The sequence below is a fragment of the Halomonas campaniensis genome, from assembly GCF_002211105.1.
GTDB classification, from domain to species: domain Bacteria; phylum Pseudomonadota; class Gammaproteobacteria; order Pseudomonadales; family Halomonadaceae; genus Vreelandella; species Vreelandella campaniensis_A.
On the sequence record NZ_JPUA01000011.1, the window covers coordinates 17,951 to 33,292 of the forward strand.

General features: G+C 51.1%; 16 protein-coding genes. 9 read left to right on the forward strand and 7 right to left on the reverse strand.

The window, feature by feature from the left end; translation table 11 throughout:
- Positions 1-90: 90 nt before the first annotated feature.
- Positions 91-1,770, forward strand: a complete 1,680-nt coding sequence (locus JI62_RS04350; RefSeq protein WP_088699000.1) for a methyl-accepting chemotaxis protein — start codon at positions 91-93, stop codon at positions 1,768-1,770.
- Positions 1,771-1,850: 80 nt separating this feature from the next.
- On the opposite strand, the gene JI62_RS04355 is transcribed toward JI62_RS04350, so the two are convergent.
- Positions 1,851-2,618 carry a class I SAM-dependent methyltransferase gene (locus JI62_RS04355; RefSeq protein ID WP_088699001.1) on the reverse strand — a complete coding sequence of 256 codons (768 nt, stop codon included), beginning with the start codon at positions 2,616-2,618 and terminating at the stop codon, positions 1,851-1,853.
- Positions 2,619-2,847: 229 nt separating this feature from the next.
- On the opposite strand from JI62_RS04355, the gene JI62_RS04360 reads away from it, so the two are divergent.
- The 4 genes from JI62_RS04360 to JI62_RS04375 all read left to right on the forward strand — a co-directional run bounded on the left by JI62_RS04360 (position 2,848) and on the right by JI62_RS04375 (position 6,013).
- A complete protein-coding gene (locus JI62_RS04360) occupies positions 2,848-3,339 on the forward strand; it encodes a metallophosphoesterase family protein (protein WP_088699002.1) in 492 nt (163 codons plus the stop codon).
- 99 nt (positions 3,340-3,438) lie between these two features.
- A complete protein-coding gene (gene nfsA, locus JI62_RS04365) occupies positions 3,439-4,170 on the forward strand; it encodes an oxygen-insensitive NADPH nitroreductase (protein WP_088699003.1) in 732 nt (243 codons plus the stop codon).
- A 96-nt stretch (positions 4,171-4,266) separates the two neighbouring features.
- Positions 4,267-5,232 carry a zinc-binding metallopeptidase family protein gene (locus tag JI62_RS04370; protein ID WP_088699004.1) on the forward strand — a complete coding sequence of 322 codons (966 nt, stop codon included), beginning with the start codon at positions 4,267-4,269 and terminating at the stop codon, positions 5,230-5,232.
- Positions 5,233-5,383: 151 nt separating this feature from the next.
- On the forward strand, positions 5,384-6,013 hold the full coding sequence (locus tag JI62_RS04375) for a hypothetical protein (protein WP_088699005.1): 630 nt from the start codon (positions 5,384-5,386) through the stop codon (positions 6,011-6,013).
- Between the two features lie 36 nt (positions 6,014-6,049).
- On the opposite strand, the gene JI62_RS04380 is transcribed toward JI62_RS04375, so the two are convergent.
- The 4 genes from JI62_RS04380 to JI62_RS04395 are packed head-to-tail and all read right to left on the reverse strand — an operon-like array spanning position 6,050 to position 11,412.
- Positions 6,050-6,862: a PEP-CTERM/exosortase system-associated acyltransferase gene (locus JI62_RS04380; RefSeq protein ID WP_088699006.1), complete on the reverse strand. Its 813-nt coding sequence runs from the start codon at positions 6,860-6,862 to the stop codon at positions 6,050-6,052.
- 27 nt (positions 6,863-6,889) lie between these two features.
- Positions 6,890-9,724 (reverse strand): bifunctional diguanylate cyclase/phosphodiesterase, encoded by a 2,835-nt coding sequence (locus JI62_RS04385; protein WP_088699007.1) that lies wholly within the window; start codon positions 9,722-9,724, stop codon positions 6,890-6,892.
- Positions 9,725-9,758: 34 nt separating this feature from the next.
- A complete protein-coding gene (locus JI62_RS04390; protein WP_088699008.1) occupies positions 9,759-10,970 on the reverse strand; it encodes a hypothetical protein in 1,212 nt (403 codons plus the stop codon).
- Positions 10,939-11,412: a hypothetical protein gene (locus JI62_RS04395; RefSeq protein WP_205737486.1), complete on the reverse strand. Its 474-nt coding sequence runs from the start codon at positions 11,410-11,412 to the stop codon at positions 10,939-10,941. Before JI62_RS04395 ends, JI62_RS04390 begins: the two co-directional genes overlap by 32 nt.
- Positions 11,413-11,763: 351 nt before the next feature.
- Between JI62_RS04395 and JI62_RS04400 the strand changes: the two genes are divergently transcribed.
- Complete coding sequence (locus JI62_RS04400; RefSeq protein ID WP_088699009.1) at positions 11,764-12,657, forward strand: dihydrodipicolinate synthase family protein; 894 nt, start codon at positions 11,764-11,766, stop codon at positions 12,655-12,657.
- 225 nt (positions 12,658-12,882) lie between these two features.
- On the opposite strand, the gene JI62_RS04405 is transcribed toward JI62_RS04400, so the two are convergent.
- Positions 12,883-13,239, reverse strand: coding sequence for a hypothetical protein (locus tag JI62_RS04405; protein WP_240513127.1), 357 nt, complete (start codon positions 13,237-13,239; stop codon positions 12,883-12,885).
- Between the two features lie 154 nt (positions 13,240-13,393).
- Here JI62_RS04405 and JI62_RS04410 point away from each other — a divergent pair, with 154 nt between their 5' ends.
- Both JI62_RS04410 and JI62_RS04415 read left to right on the forward strand, forming a co-directional pair.
- On the forward strand, positions 13,394-14,083 hold the full coding sequence (locus JI62_RS04410; RefSeq protein ID WP_088699010.1) for a VIT1/CCC1 transporter family protein: 690 nt from the start codon (positions 13,394-13,396) through the stop codon (positions 14,081-14,083).
- 94 nt (positions 14,084-14,177) lie between these two features.
- The gene (locus JI62_RS04415) at positions 14,178-14,807 is read left to right on the forward strand and encodes an SDR family oxidoreductase (protein WP_088699011.1); all 630 of its coding nucleotides are present in this window, start codon (positions 14,178-14,180) and stop codon (positions 14,805-14,807) included.
- 15 nt (positions 14,808-14,822) lie between these two features.
- On the opposite strand, the gene JI62_RS04420 is transcribed toward JI62_RS04415, so the two are convergent.
- On the reverse strand, positions 14,823-15,014 hold the full coding sequence (locus JI62_RS04420) for a hypothetical protein (protein WP_346425899.1): 192 nt from the start codon (positions 15,012-15,014) through the stop codon (positions 14,823-14,825).
- Between the two features lie 32 nt (positions 15,015-15,046).
- Between JI62_RS04420 and JI62_RS04425 the strand changes: the two genes are divergently transcribed.
- Entirely contained in the window at positions 15,047-15,226 is a 180-nt protein-coding gene (locus JI62_RS04425) for a hypothetical protein (protein WP_240513128.1), read from the forward strand.
- Positions 15,227-15,342 lie beyond the last annotated feature (116 nt).

The following is a 15,342-nucleotide window of genomic DNA, read 5'->3' on the forward strand; positions in this document are numbered from 1 at the left end:
GGCATCTAAATTCACCCTATAGCATTTTAGATTATTTTATATTGGCCGATATGATATTGAATAAACTATAAATATTAAGGAATAAACCGAATGAAGCACCTCTCTATCAAATGGAGCCTGACTGCTGCGTTAGCCCTACTGGTGCTTATGATAGGCTTGATCAGTGGCCTTGGATTTTACTCCAATCATAGTAGCTCGCAGGCGCTTGAAGAATTGGCTGCCACCAACGTCCGGCTCGTTAACTTAGCCAACCGCACCCAGGTACACGCACTTAGAGCGCAAACCTTTTTAGACCGTTCGGCAAGTTTCAGTACCCAGGGTAATCCAGAAAAAGGGCAGGAAAGCCTTGCTATGGCCACAGAAGCGGTAGCTGAGGCAGAGGAGCGTTTTGATGAGTTTCGTGCTGTGCCAATCAATCCCGACGGCGCGCTGGCATCCCATCGTGATGCGATTATCAGCGCTTATGATGCTTTTGTAACGGAGGGCATTTCACCCCTCCTGGAAGCCGCGCCTTTTCAAATTCAACGCAGGCAAGAGGAGCTGGGGGCATTAAGCGCCGAACTGGATCTGGCCATGAGTGGTTTTATCTCTTATACAGAGGAGCGCGGCGCCAGCGTCCTTCAACGGCTCAATCGCTTGGCAACGACTATTGGTGGCATTGCTATTACCCTTTTAGTGATTTCACTCGTGGCGGTGGTGGTGATTCGGTGGGCAATGATGCGTAGCGTTGTAAGACCCCTTAGACGTGCCAGTGAACACTTTGCGAGGATTGCCGACGGCGATCTAACTGACCGGATTGAGGATCGTGGGCGCAACGAAATCGGTCAGTTGTATAGTGGACTCTCGGCTATGCAGGAGAAGTTAAAACAACTGGTGCTGGCGTTGAGAGGCAGTAGCGAGCGGGTGTTCAGCGGGGCAGGTGACATCTCTGCGGGAAGCCAGGATCTCTCTTCACGAACTGAACAGCAGGCCTCGGCTCTCCAGCAAACGGCCTCCAGCATGGAAGAGATGTCGTCGACAGTCAGTAAAAATGCTGAAACAGCCCAAGAGGCGGATCAGCTATCGGTCGCGGCGTCACAATCGGCGGAGTCAGGGGGCGAAGAGGTAGAACGCACGGTGCAACTCATGCGCGAGATTGCTGCCAGTGCCAGCCAAGTCAACAATATTATCGGCGTTATCGATTCCATTGCCTTCCAAACCAATATCTTAGCACTCAATGCATCCGTTGAAGCCGCTCGGGCCGGTGAGCAAGGCCGTGGCTTTGCCGTCGTGGCCAGTGAAGTACGTTCACTAGCGACGCGCTGCGCTGACTCTGCTAAAGAAATTCGCCACCTGATTGAGCAGACCACCACGAAAATTAATGGTGGCGCTGAACAAGCGGAGCGCAGTGGGCAGACGATTCATCAAACGGTGGATGCGATTCGCCAGGTTACTACCCTGATGGGCGAAATTTCGACCGCGACGCGTGAGCAAAATAGTGGCATTGAGCAGATTAATGCTGCCCTTACCGAAATGGATTCGGTCACTCAGCAAAACGCTTCACTCGTGCAGCAAACCAGCATGGCCGCTAGCTCGCTGGAGGGGCAGGCCCGCGAGTTGGCCGATTTAATGGCTACCTTCCGCATTGATGAGAACACAGCCAGCGCTGCTGCGCTGACGCATAAGGGCGCCTCACAGCAGCAAAAGGTCGGCGGTCGCAGTGACCCCGCGCCGCGCCCCCAGGTGACGCAAAGCAAAAAAGAGGCCGTCGATGAATGGGATGAGTTTTAGTTATTAATAAGCTACAAGCCGTCGAGGGTAAGCGTACTTATCGTCGGCGGCTTTTTTACATCTAAACAGGCGATTAACGCTTATGCGCGGGCAGCAACGCGCAGCCGCACATAATCCGCCGTCCAATTCCCTTGCTCATCACGAAGGCTGTGGCCCAGCAGCGTTAAGGTGTTTTCCAGTACGGCATCGCGCACATCCTCGTCGAGCCCATGTAAAAACGGGCTGGCGAACGTCTCAAGCCACCCAATCATGCCAGTGGGCAGTGACGTAGGGCGTGGGATGAGCTCAATGCTTTCTACTTTGAAACCGACGGTTTCCAGCATATGGCCATACTCGTGCGTGGTAGGGAAGTACCAGGGGTGGCGTCCGCGGGCACTAATGCCCCGAAACTGTAGGGCGGCGATCAAGGCGGTACAAATAGCAGCGACATTGCCATGGCCGCCGAACTCAGCAACAAATCGGCCCCCCGGCTTTAATGCACGCTTAACGCCAGCAAGTACTGCCTGGGGGTCTAGCATCCAGTGCAGCGCCGCATTGCTAAACACGGCGTCAAATTCATGGTCGAAAGGCAGTTGGTGTCCATCAACAACACGGGCGGTAATGCCCCGTTGGCGGGCGGCATTTACCATTTCTTCTGAAGCGTCTACCCCTAGAACGTCAGCGCCCAACTGCACAAGGCGCTCTGTCAATGAGCCGTCGCCACAACCAAGATCCAAAATACGTTCGCCGGGTTGAGGCGCTAATAGCTTGACCACTTCACTGCCTAGCTTAGGTACAAAGTTAGCATTCTGGGCGTAGTCGCTGGCATTCCACTCTTGCCCGGGTGCATTTTGAGAGGTATTGGTCATATCGGCTTCCTGGCGTCGTTATTATTCCATCACGTGTCAGTTATCAGCGTATAGCCATAGCAGTATAGCTTGCTGGTGTCTAACTTATTAGATAGACAACGAAAATCTAATAAATAACTCGCCATCGCTAGCTAATAGCTTAGTTATCGGCCCCGGTGCGCAACTTTTAATAGCGTTCGAGCAAAAAAAGCTAGAATTATGCAGATTTATCTACGCAGTGAGGTTGTGAATGTGCCCATCTATACCGTGCTATAGCGTTAATTCTCCCATTGGTGTGATTGCCGATACCCATGGTGTGCTGCGTGATGAGGCTCTTTATCTACTGGAGGGGTGTGAACTCATTCTGCACTTGGGGGATGTGGGCAGCAAAGAGGCGGATAAAACGATCTTGCAACGTTTGGAGACAATGGCGCCGGTGCACTGCGTGAAGGGCAATATCGATACGGCAGCGTGGGCGATGAGTTTGCCGATACATCAGGACATCATTGTGAACGAAAAACACCTGCACCTTGTCCATCGCTTAGAGGATTTCGACCCAAAGACTTCCTGTGCGGCTGTTCTGCATGGCCACTCCCACAAGCCCCGCAACGAACATCAGGAAGGAAAACTGCTCTTCAATCCAGGTGCAGCGGGAAAACGCCGATTCAAACTGCCTATTACGCTTGGCAAATTATGGATTGATCAAGGTGGCGTACGCGGCGCGATCATGCACTTGCTATAGCCAGTTTAAAACAATCAGCCAATCCTGCCATGTTGTACATATCTGTTACCCTATCGGATAGTTACGTCAGATAAGCGTTATCCAGAAAAGCGAGGTTCCATGAACGACGTTATTAAGTTACTGAAATCCCACCGCTCGATCCGAAGATTTAGTGATCGGCCGATTTCAAGCGAGTTGCTGCGGGAGCTTATTGAAGCCGGACAGGGTGCAGCTACATCCAGCCATGTTCAGGCATATACCGTTATTCACGTTAAAAACCAGGCGAACCGTGAGCAAATAGCTGAGCTGGCCGGTGGACAAGGTTATATTGCCACCTGTTCAGACTTTCTGGTTTTCTGCGCTGATATGAAGCGTCCAACGGAAGCGTCAGAGCGCACCGGCGCGAACGTTGTTCGAGGCATGACCGAGCAACTGTTGGTAGCGACAGTAGACACCGCGTTGATGGCACAAAATGTGGCGGTAGCCGCTGAGTCTGAAGGACTGGGAATCTGCTATATCGGCGGTATCCGTAATAACCCCCAACAGATTAGCGATCTGCTACGCCTACCCAAGCACGTTTACCCGGTGTTTGGTATGTGCCTCGGCTATCCAGACCAAGCGCCTGAAGTGAAGCCACGCTTACCCGTGAAGGCGGTTCTCAAAGAAGACTACTACACTGAAGACGACGAACAGGTAGAGGCCTTCGACACTACGATGCAGGCTTATTATCAGGCTCGCAGCAGCAGTAATAAAGATACCGACTGGTCCCGCAATCTTAAACCATTGTTCGATAACAAGTTACGCCCTCATATGCGTGATTTTTTGATCGAGCGCGGTTTTGAGATGAAGTAGGTGGGACAGCGCACTTTTTGACAGGACTTTTTGGAGAAGAGAACCTTCGTCATTCGATGGAGATTCTCTTCTCCTCGCTTTCAGGAGCTTCACCGTATGCGCGTATTTTCAAATCCCGTCGGTTCCGGCTCTCTATGGTTCGACAATCTTGCCACCGCAGACGGTATCCCCGTTGCCTATGATCCCCAGGCCCGTGCCTTTGTGCCAATGCCGCCTTTCTGTATCAATCGCGATATTATTGGCTGTAACTGGATTGCCCCTAAAGAAGGCGCTTTTTGTCGCGCTTGTGCCATGACGGCGCTGGCGCCAGACCCCAGCCTGCCTGATGCGATGCCAAATTGGGCAAAGACAGAAGCAGCCAAGCGCTGGGTTTTAGATAACCTGGGCCGTTGGCACTGGTTCCGCCCGGAAGATCCAGGCGCACCGCCGGTTTTCCATCTGTTGGCGGAAGGGCGTACGCCTGTCCCCATGGGGCACATAGAGGGGGTCGTGACCATTAGTGTGGCCGAAGTAGACCCTGTGTTAGTCACGACCCGTCGAGAAGCGCTTGAAGAGCCCTATCGCACGATGATAGGGCACATGCGTCACGAAATTTCGCATATGCTTTGGTGGCGGCTCAGCTTACGTGAGGATTTCCTAGATGCTTTTCGCGAGATGTTTGGCGACGAGCGTCAGGACTATCAAACTGCGCTCCAGCGTCACTACCAGGATGGCCCACCACCCGATTGGAAAGAGCGCTATTTAACCACCTACGCCTCTGCACACCCCCACGAAGATTGGGCCGAAACGGCCGCACACCTGCTGCATTTAACCGATATTGCCGATAGCTTTGCAGCATCAGACCTCTCTTCGCCAGAGCTACCAAGCCCCCAGTGGGATCCTTATGCCGAGCCAGATGCCGACCGTTTAATATATGTGGCAGCAGCGCTAACCGTCGGGGTTAACCATGTAAACCGCTCGATGGGGTTGCCGGATCTGTATCCGTTTGTGCTATCAGAGACGGCTCGTCGTAAGCTTGCCTTTGTCCACGACTGGTTACGCCGGGGCGCGCAAGGTCTGTGACCCGAAACTCTGATAGCCCTGCTCATTGCCACCGTAATAGTGAAGAATTGTGGTGATCATCTATACTGCAATTCAAGGCTTTATCCACATGCCTATAACAATAAAGCCGATGGCGCCAAAAGCCATCGGTTAATCTGCATGGAGACTGTATATGACCCTGGATCGTGCTTACTACCTGCTGGCTGCCTTCTACAGTTTAATGGTCATCATTGGTGTGATTGCCATATTGGCTGGAGGGGGGACACTGCTTGCTCCCATTCATTTGCTGTTGGGTGCATTAGCTGTGATTGGGCTGTGGGGGTATATCCTCAAACGAGGGTTTATGAACCCTCGTATGTGGAGGCCCTTAGCCGGTGTGCTGGCGGTGGGGATTATGGTTCAACTGGTCATCATGCTGACATCATCGCTTTCGAGCGTTTTACTAACCTGGATGCTGACCAGTAGCATATTCTCCGTCATGCTGGTGATTATGCTTTACCGTTATGGTGATCGGGATCAACCTCTTTGGGCATCCGAAGAGGAGCGCACTGCCGCGCAACAGCTAGACGTGTTGCTAAGCGAGCACTCCCCAATTACGGCAATTAAGCGTGACGGCACCCGTGAGAATAGCGTGAAGGTGTCTAAATCGAATGGAGGATATAAAGCAAGCGTGACGCGGCACTCGCAAGAGGGACAAGAGCGCTTTGAAGAGCGTTTCCAATATCCTGAAACGCTAGTGTTTTTCTTGGAAAAATTTACCAGTGTAACGGTGGATGATTTCAATAAAACCACGTCACTTTAAAGCTATGGAGGTATAGCGTGTTTGAGGTTTTAATTGTTAGTCGATTCTACTATTTAACTGGGAGCTTGTTAGGATGGCAAGCTCTTTTTCTATCTGTATATAAAGTGGTATTAGTTTTTCAGGTAAGTTCTCGACAGCTACTTTTTGATCAATATAATAAGCTGCTCGTTTTCCACAATAATTTATAGTTTCACCTACTTGCTGAAAGTGAAGGCCGGAAGCTTTAAGTAGCCTGTTAAATCTTGGTTCTAACATTGCAAACACATGTCTCCTCTTTGTTAAGCCAACGAGGGCAGTAGCACCAAGAAATAAGCTTAAGCTAATGATAGATTGGTTTTGTGATCTGTTCTTTAAATCTATATTTTCGCTATGTAAGTTTTTGCTGTCAAATAGTGGCTTTTTTTTCTTTCTAAATGATGGATGTACCGCGAGTCTAGATACTTCGCAGATAGTGTTTTTAGCCATTTTTTCCGGATGAAAATTAGAACTGATTAAGCTATTTGAGCAGTACTCTTCAAGAGGTAATATCTGTGCAACACCCTTAATGCTTTCTTCTATGACTACCACCCTTAAACATCCAGCATCGATTCCGCTCTCCCGATGTTGAAGAAGGCAGAGTATCGAATGTTGGTCATGAGAGTCTTTTTCGAGCGTGGGACTTGTTTGATCCCCAATATTGTAGTGTAGTTCTTCATTGAAAACCTGATGTCGTAATAGGAAAGCGCGTTCCTTCTCATCTGGTGTATTGGCAATAATAAATTTGAAGTTGTTGAAGAAATGATTTGGGTCTAGGCTTAACCTTTGGAGTGATAATGTTGACTCGAAAGCGTCATTGTTATTTATTAACATGGAAAGTTTCCCTTAGGTTTTGATTTTTTAATATTTATGTGTGACTAGTTTGTTAAGCTGTGATGGCTTTCCTAAATAAAATCCCTGGCCATAAGTTATTCCATAAGACTTTAAGATAGGTAGTAGTGCTTCCTGGTCAACAAATTCAGCAATTGTTTGCTTACCAAAACCCTTAGCAATGTCTGCAATAGCACGTACGATAACGCGGCTGTCAGAGCTGATTAGTAAGCTGCGAATAAAGGAGCCATCAATCTTTATATAATCGACGGGCAACTGTCCTAGATAGTGAAAACTGCTAAAGCCAACCCCAAAGTCATCCAGCGCGGTGCGGCACCCCAGGTCGCGTACTGCCTGTAGTACGCCGCGTGCGGTAGAGAAATCAGTCACCGCCGCTGTTTCTGTGACTTCCAAAATTAGGTGGTGAGGGTCAGCTCCGCTGGCAGTCAGCTCGTCAGCCAAATACTGCTTCAAGCCTCCATCGTGAAGGGATTGCCCGGAAAGATTCACTGCTAGGGTAATACCTCGATCCTGCAATTTGCTAAGTGCTTTTAAGCTGTGTCGCAATACCCAACGGTCGATTAAGATGATTTGTCCGCTCTGTTCAGCAATAGGAATAAAGTGGGCAGGAGAAATAAGGCTACCATCTGCATCGCGCATTCGCAGCAGTACTTCGTAGTGTTTTACGTCATTGTCTTCCAGGCGCATGATGGGCTGCACCATTAGCTCGAAGCTATCCTCTTCAAGTGCATTACGTATGCGATCAACCCAGTAAACTCGTTCTTGTAGTTCGTCTTTTGCATTCTCTGATTTGGAAAGAAGATGCCAGTGATGAAGACCACTCTCCTTGGCTTTGTACATAGCCACATCAGCACTAGCCATAAGATCTGCAGGTGTATTGCCATGGGTGGGGAATAGAGCAATGCCAATACTGGCAGTTACTCGGTGCCGTCGCTCGCCGACAACGAAGCCGATACTATCCAGCAGTTGGACTATATATTGCGCCACACTGACTGCTTGATCGGCGTTGGTGTCTTCTAATAAAAGTGCAAACTCGTCGCCACCAAGGCGGGCAATAACGCCACGGCGGCCAAGGTTATGAAGGAGTGTGTCGGCCACTTCGCTTAATAATTTGTCGCCCACATGGTGACCACTCAGCTCGTTTACCTCTTTGAATTGGTCTAAATCCAGCAGCAGTACCGCCCCACTTTTTTTCGAGGGACGGTCAAGAGCAATTTGCAGTGCGTGCTGGAAATAGCGACGGTTGTATAGTTCTGTCAGCGGGTCGCGTTCTGCCAGCCAGGTTAAACGTGCTTCGGCAGCCTTACGCTCGGTAATATCGAGCCCTACAGAGAGGCGGGATACTTTTCCCTCATTGCCTGTTTGTAACGGTGCATGGTACCAAGCAATAGTATGGAGCCGGTGATCGGGCGTACGTAGTGTTTTTTCCTCTTGCTGGGGATGGGAAAACGTATGCACAGTCGTAGGGACACCCGCCTCGAAGACATCAACAAAATGCCTTCCAAGCAGCGAAGCTTCCTTTACCCCTAACATCAACTGCGCATACTCATTAGCCAGGCTGATCCGACCAGTGCAGTCTTGGGCAATAATAAACACCTGCGCTGTGTCCAGCAGGCCACTAATGAAATCACGCTCTTCAGCTAACTCTTCAATTCGCTCGGCTAGTTGATGGCCGCGCTCCTGAACCTCGCCTTCCAACAATTCAAGTTGCCGGGATAGCTCGAGCGTGCTGCTCTCAAGCACATCGATCTCATCAGGAATACGACGGCGGTGGCTGGGAATGGCGGAGTGTATGTCGCTGAACTTCCCGTCGGCTAGGGCAGGAAGCAATCCGGCGACTCTTCGTAGCCTGGCCATTGGGCCTAGCAATATGATTAATAGCAGTAGTTCGGCGGCAATCCAGCCGAGCACACCAACGAACAGCAGCATGCGGGTATCCTGATTAATTGCCTTAATTTGCTCAGTAATGTCTGATATCAGCAGGAAGTACCCGATGTTACTACGTTCGTTATCCTCTTCCATACGTACTGCGCTGAGTTCTAAATGCCTGCCGCCATACTCAAGACTGAGAGGTGCTTCCATCAAGCGGCGAACAGAGGTCATATTGGCCGCTTGCTGTAGAGGTATTAAGCTTTGTTCTTCGCTGGTGAGTGCCAGCAATTGACCATTCCACGCTTGCAACTGCCGTGTAGCGCTTACCTGACTGTCTTCAACGGGCCCTGTTACGAATAGCGCGACTTCGCTGCCAGACACTTCTTTGGCTTGCCGGGTAACATCGGCTAACGAGCGGGACAACACGACCATACCGACACTTTCGCCCTCTTCTAGCACCGGCACGGCAGCGAACTGCTGGCAGCTAGTTGAGCAGCGAAGCGCTGAGAGAGGTCGTTCGGAATTTATGACACGCCTTACCCAGCTCAGTATGGGGAGCTGGCCTTGCGAATTGCCGGTGCCCCAACTGCCCAAGACTTGGCCTTGAGTATTAATGATTAGAATCTCATCAATCCCTGCCTCTAGCTGTAGAGCGGGCCACTGGGCGTCCAGAGCTTGCCCGACCTCGGCTGAACTGCCTGTTTTTAAGGGCACTCCAAGGCTCGCAGAGGCGGCCGTTAAGCCGGCTAGCTGCCGTAAATTTTCCGATGAGCGGAGGAGCGCTAAGCGGATTTCTCGCTGCTGGCGTTCATGGTGCTGAGTTCGACTTTCCTGAAACTGACGAGTTAAGTTGTCGTGACCTAGCCAAGTGAAGAGTGATACCAGCGCTAAAAGCAGCAGGCTACTTAACGCGATAACCCTCCAGGTTAGGCTAAGGCGCTGAGGCGCTCGCAAAAGGGTAGGTGTTTTCATTGCGGTAACGTCCTAGCCAGGAGTGAGGGGAGCCTTAAAAGCGTAGCGATAGCTGGAATAACCACATGTTCCATCTGCGGCTGGTTGCTAACGAATCTGGATTATCTTGACTGGGTAGCCAACCAGTGCCATCCACATGGTGATATTCACCTGCGAGCATTACCTGAGGGTGTGGTGTCCACTGCAGACCAAACGTTAAATCATCTGCAAATTGAGAGTGAGCAGATCCTAGACCATTTGCTTCAAAAGACTTTCCTGAACGGTCATTATTGTTATTAATTAAGCTGTCATATCTAACAAGCCAGCTCCAATTTTGATTAATCATGCGTTGATACTGCAGATACCAGCTTTGTCCTGTAATCTCAAAATTTCTGGGAATATTATCCCCTTGAAGAGATTGCTTCCTAAGCGCGAACTCTGCAGTAAGGTTCCATAGCTCTTGATTATATTGTATTGATGCAATCCACGGCTGAAAATAAAAAGTGCCTGCCCCTTCAGTAAAATTGGTATCTAACTTAACATCAGCTGCACTAATGGCAGCAACAAAATTGCTATTTTCGTGCTCGTATAAAACCTGAGCTATTACTGAATAATCGCTTGAAGAGACGCTTGGTCTACCATTACCAGCAAAAAGCTGTCTAGCTAGATCTGAGCCTGTTTGTGGGCGCCCTAAACCACCTCGAATGCGTAGCGTTCCAGTAGGTATCCGCTCATCTAAATATATACTGACTCCGTCTGCAGCAATACCAATGGATCGGGTACGATCAAAATAAATAGATTGGGGGAGCAGTATGCTAGGGCGCGTAAACGCTACATCCCGGGTTTGGTTATAAAACCCAAAAGGGTTTTTGAACCGACCTAATTGAATACCAAAGGTACGCTCTTGGTCTGAAATCATTTGGTAATCGATCAGACCGTAATCCAATTTCGCTTCTGCATCGCTGCTATCGCCACCGGCCCGGCGACTCAGCACCTGAGCAGCAACAAGCACATCCTGATGAGGACGCAAGGAGACGTTAAGGCCAACCTCGGTGAATTCTAAGCTGCCTTCATCACGGCTACTGTGGCCAAAAAAATTGTTATCGTCAGTAATAACCAGCGCTTGGCTAAGAAAACCATGCACCTGCAGAGTATCCAGCACCTGTTCGTCGCTTTGGGCGTTAGCAGATAACCCCATCACAACGGTGCCTAGCAAAGCAGCAATGGCGCGGCATTCATTCCATCGAAATGACTTGGACGCTATCATCCAGATACTCCTTTTCAAGATACCCAATAGCACCCGGTGTCGAGGCAACACGCTCACGCATCTCTTCCTGATCGTTTACTCGGTCAGGGGCTTGCCCGGTACCTGAAAAGACCATGCGATCCCAGGCTAATTGAAGTTGGTGCGGGTAAACAGCCAACTGCTCTTTAGTAAAGCGGGCATGCACTGGGTTGTTGTTACTTAGAACGAATACTCTAACCGCTTGACCATCCGGCCATGTGCGTTGGCGCATGGCGAAAATTGCGCGGGTGGTATCCCGATTGAGCCAGCGGGTGGCAACATCAGGATGAGCCACTAAATAAAGTGGTGCCTCCCGAGCGATGGCATTTGTTGCTGCGAAAGTGAGCCCCACCAGCAAAACAAGGGTGGTCACTGCCAGTAAGGTCAGTCGCAATCTTGAGCCGCTTATAACGGGTGGTGGCATTGATGGTGGCTTACTGGTTGATTGATGAACGCCAGTTTCACGCACGATGCAGTTCTTCTCTGCACATGAACAGTGTATGAATTGATGACGTGTTCTCCCTCGCAGCACTAACGGAACTGGTTTTATATTCAGCTCTAATGGTATGGCTGCAAGATACGCATCCAAAAGCAACTGTGCCGTATCGATACAACACATACGCAAACACTACATCAATTCAAGAAAAATAACAGAAAGTTATGTCAACGAATAGCGAGGATAAGTTGTGGCTATTCCATTACCGTATGTTTGTACATAATAGCTAATCGTCTGGGCGACACTGCGATTGGCATCTATCTGAAAGGAGCATTCACTATGTTTACTGGCCTCAGTGCATTTCCGCTAACCCCTGTGAGCGAGCAGGGCATTAAGGAGTATGAGTTTATCGGTTTGGTTGAGCATTTAGCCGAGGCTGGGGTGGACTCCATTGGCGTGCTGGGCTCGACGGGGAACTACGCCTATTTAAGCCACGCTGAGCGTGCCCGTGTTGTGAAGCTTAGCGTGGAAAATGCAGCGGGTGTGCCTATTGTCGCGGGCATTGGTGCGTTACGTACTCGTGATGTGCTGGCCAATGCAGAGAGTGCTCAGGAGGCAGGCGCCAGCGGGGTGCTGCTTGCGCCAGTTTCCTACCAAAAGCTCACCGATGACGAGGTCTTCGACCTCTACGCCACGGTATGTCAATCGCTGAGTGTGCCGCTCTGCGTGTACGACAACCCTGGTACCACCCATTTCGAATTCAGCGATGAGCTGCATGGTCGAATCGCCCAATTGCCCCAGGTTCGCTCTATCAAGATTCCCCCGGTGAACAGCGATATTCAAGCGGCAACGAAGCGAGTTGCACGGTTGCGCAAGCTGATCCCCTCTGATGTCACCATCGGTATCAGCGGTGACGCGGCAGCAGCTACCGGTCTAAATGCGGGGTGCGATGCCTGGTATTCGGTTATCGGCGGGATATATCCGAAAGCAGCACTGGCGATCATCCGGGCGGCCCAGGCGGGGGATGCCACAACGGCTCAGCAACTTTCAGAACAGCTTGAGCCACTGTGGGCGCTATACCGTGAATACGGGGGAAGTCTGCGAGTGGCGGCTACCATTGCAGAAGTCACTGGTAGAGTGAGCCAGCCTTGTTTGCCCCAGCCACTGCAAACGCTGCAAGGGGGAGACCGTAAAAGAGTAGAGCAGGTACTAGAGCATCTCGAACTCGATTAACTCTACTCCTCTGTGCAATAGACCTACCCTCTCTGAAGCCTAAGGGCCGACCTTGAAACTCTTCACCAAGGCTTGGGCTTCTTTTATGGAAGTCAAACGTACAAACTGTATATGCGCATAGCGGGGGTTAATCATATCGGCAAAGTAGCGTTTCCGGTTTTGTCGCCATGTTTTAAGTGACCATAGCAGAACCGAATCACGGCTTAGAAATGTTTTGCGGAAGCTCTAGCGATTACCTGTATCAGGCCAGAGTTCCTCTTTGCTGATGATGCGTTTAACCGCACGTGTGAGGGCTTGGCTAAATACTCGCCAAAAAGGGTAGTCGATCCACACCACCATATCCACATCACGCCACTTTATATGCCGAGTGCGGTCAAAGTTACCGTCCAACACCCAGCCTTCGGATGAAGCGGCTAACGCCTTTTCCAGGGCGACAAAAAACTCGTCATCTGGTGTGCCTTGCCAGTTAGCTCGCCAAAATAGTTGATCAAGCAGAACGCATGGGGCGTTCAAGGCGTCCGCGAACTGCTTTGCAAGGGTACTCTTGCCACTGCCACTGGTGCCGACCACGTTTATTTTCATGGTGAGTCCTCTTTAAGTGGCGAAGCATCTTATAAACTGATCCGTCAATGGGCAACTGATACCCATGGTCAATACCAGGGATCCACTAGGCTCGTAAGGCGCTAAGCATATTTAAACGTCAACGCTGAGGCGCAACTACTAGGGTAATCAACCTATGATTCATACAGAACATCACCGTTCCCACCGTAACGGTTGGCTACGTGCCGCTGTAATGGGGGCTAACGATGGCATCGTTTCTACGAGCAGTTTGATACTGGGTGTTGCCGCGGCCAGTACCACTCAAAGTGATATTATGTTGGCGGGTATTGCGGGCTTGGTGGCAGGTGCCATGTCGATGGCCGCCGGCGAGTATGTTTCGGTAAGCTCACAATCGGACACCGAAAACGCTGATCTTGAGATCGAACGCAAAGCACTGGATGAGCATTACGAACTAGAACAGGAAGAACTTGCGGCTATCTATGAAACCCGCGGCTTGGCGCCTGAACTGGCAAAGCAGGTCGCTGAGCAATTGATGACCAACGACGCCCTGGGCGCGCATGCGCGAGATGAGATCGGCATCACCGACACCAGCCAAGCTCGCCCACTTCAGGCAGCACTCTCTTCCGCCACGACGTTTACCATCGGTGCACTGCTACCGCTGCTGGTCGCGTGGTGGGCACCACCTGCACTGTTGATTCCCCTGGTCGCGCTGTTCTCGTTGCTCTTTTTAGCCTTTCTGGGGGCTATCGCTGCCCGGGTGGGCGGAGCACCAATCCTAAAAGCTGCGTCAAGAGTAATGTTCTGGGGCGCGCTCGCCATGGCTTTAACATTCGCCATCGGGCACCTGTTTGGAGTGATGGCTTAGAGGCAAACTGCGCCGACACTGCTCGCATCCCGGGGTTGAATTCCACCTAAGTGCCTGCACTCATAAGGGAGTAATCAATTCACAAGGAGCCGTTATGACAACGTTAGTGATTGGCGCGAACGGACAGATTGGTAAACAGTTTTGCGAGCTGGCCCAGCAAGCCGGCACGCCTATTAAAGCAATGATTCGTAGTGAAGAGCAGGCGTCGTGGTTTAAAGAGCGCGGTATCGACACCGTAGTAGCCGATTTGGAAGGCGAGTTTGAGCACGCCTTTGAAGGCTGCGATCAAGTGGTCTTCACGGCAGGTTCTGGCCCCCACACCGGGCCAGATAAAACGCTGATGATTGACCTTTATGGTGCCATTCGTACCGCCGACATTGCCAAGCAAAAAGGTTTTTCGCGCTACATTATGGTGAGCGCCATGCGGGCAGAGAAGCCGCTGGAGGCACCTGAGAAAATGCGCCCCTACATGGCCGCGAAATTTGCCGCCGATGCACACCTGAGTAATAGCGGCGTTCCCTATGTCATTCTCAAGCCGGGAAGGCTAACCGACGAAGCCGCTAGCCAGCAGTTTGCCAGCACGGTGGAGGAGTCTGGCGATAACCAGATCTCCCGTGCGAATGTGGCTCACGCGCTGCTGCATGTGGTGCAAACCCCAGGTGTGGTAAACCAAGAGTACCTGCTGCTGGATGGTAAGCGTTCGATTAGTGAGATTGTTCAGTAGGCAACTAACAGCCACTTATGTATTAACCCCCTTCATACCTTCTGGCGTGTAGCGCTCGCCGATGACCGGAAGGGATGCCGTGGCCGCTTCAAGCTGTTGCTGCTCATCGGTGGTTAGATGGATGGATGCCGCAGCCGCATTCTCTTCGAGGTAGCGCAACCGCTTGGTGCCCGGAATCGGTACGATGTTATCGCCTTTGGATAGCAGCCAGGCAAGAGATAGCTGCGCTGGGGATAGCGGTGCTGCCGCATTTTCTGGCGTTGGAGGCTGGACTGGTCTGTGTTGCTGCGGATATCGGTGTGGATCAGCCCATCTACCTCGTTATCCAAACGGATCTCACCCAATCAGGCCGTACCCGGGCCGTGGCGGATTTTCTGGCGGAGTTGGTGGCTAATAACCGTGAGCGCTTGAGTGGGTGATGCAGTCGCTAAGTTTTCACTTTTTATCCTACCTACCTCAGCTCCCCTTTAAGCCACTCCGCCAGCGGCTCGCTGCGGCGAGGGTGGGTGAGTAAGTCGGCTTGGCTGGGCAGCCA

Bases quoted from the DNA above. Each gene is read 5' to 3' on its own strand.
- JI62_RS04350 (WP_088699000.1), top strand. From the start codon at position 91: ATGAAGCACCTCTCTATCAAATGGAGCCTGACTGCTGCGTTAGCCCTA.
- JI62_RS04355 (WP_088699001.1), bottom strand. From the start codon at position 2,618: ATGACCAATACCTCTCAAAATGCACCCGGGCAAGAGTGGAATGCCAGC.
- JI62_RS04360 (WP_088699002.1), top strand. From the start codon at position 2,848: ATGTGCCCATCTATACCGTGCTATAGCGTTAATTCTCCCATTGGTGTG.
- nfsA (WP_088699003.1), top strand. From the start codon at position 3,439: ATGAACGACGTTATTAAGTTACTGAAATCCCACCGCTCGATCCGAAGA.
- JI62_RS04370 (WP_088699004.1), top strand. From the start codon at position 4,267: ATGCGCGTATTTTCAAATCCCGTCGGTTCCGGCTCTCTATGGTTCGAC.
- JI62_RS04375 (WP_088699005.1), top strand. From the start codon at position 5,384: ATGACCCTGGATCGTGCTTACTACCTGCTGGCTGCCTTCTACAGTTTA.
- JI62_RS04380 (WP_088699006.1), bottom strand. From the start codon at position 6,862: ATGTTAATAAATAACAATGACGCTTTCGAGTCAACATTATCACTCCAA.
- JI62_RS04385 (WP_088699007.1), bottom strand. From the start codon at position 9,724: ATGAAAACACCTACCCTTTTGCGAGCGCCTCAGCGCCTTAGCCTAACC.
- JI62_RS04390 (WP_088699008.1), bottom strand. From the start codon at position 10,970: ATGATAGCGTCCAAGTCATTTCGATGGAATGAATGCCGCGCCATTGCT.
- JI62_RS04395 (WP_205737486.1), bottom strand. From the start codon at position 11,412: ATGCCACCACCCGTTATAAGCGGCTCAAGATTGCGACTGACCTTACTG.
- JI62_RS04400 (WP_088699009.1), top strand. From the start codon at position 11,764: ATGTTTACTGGCCTCAGTGCATTTCCGCTAACCCCTGTGAGCGAGCAG.
- JI62_RS04405 (WP_240513127.1), bottom strand. From the start codon at position 13,239: ATGAAAATAAACGTGGTCGGCACCAGTGGCAGTGGCAAGAGTACCCTT.
- JI62_RS04410 (WP_088699010.1), top strand. From the start codon at position 13,394: ATGATTCATACAGAACATCACCGTTCCCACCGTAACGGTTGGCTACGT.
- JI62_RS04415 (WP_088699011.1), top strand. From the start codon at position 14,178: ATGACAACGTTAGTGATTGGCGCGAACGGACAGATTGGTAAACAGTTT.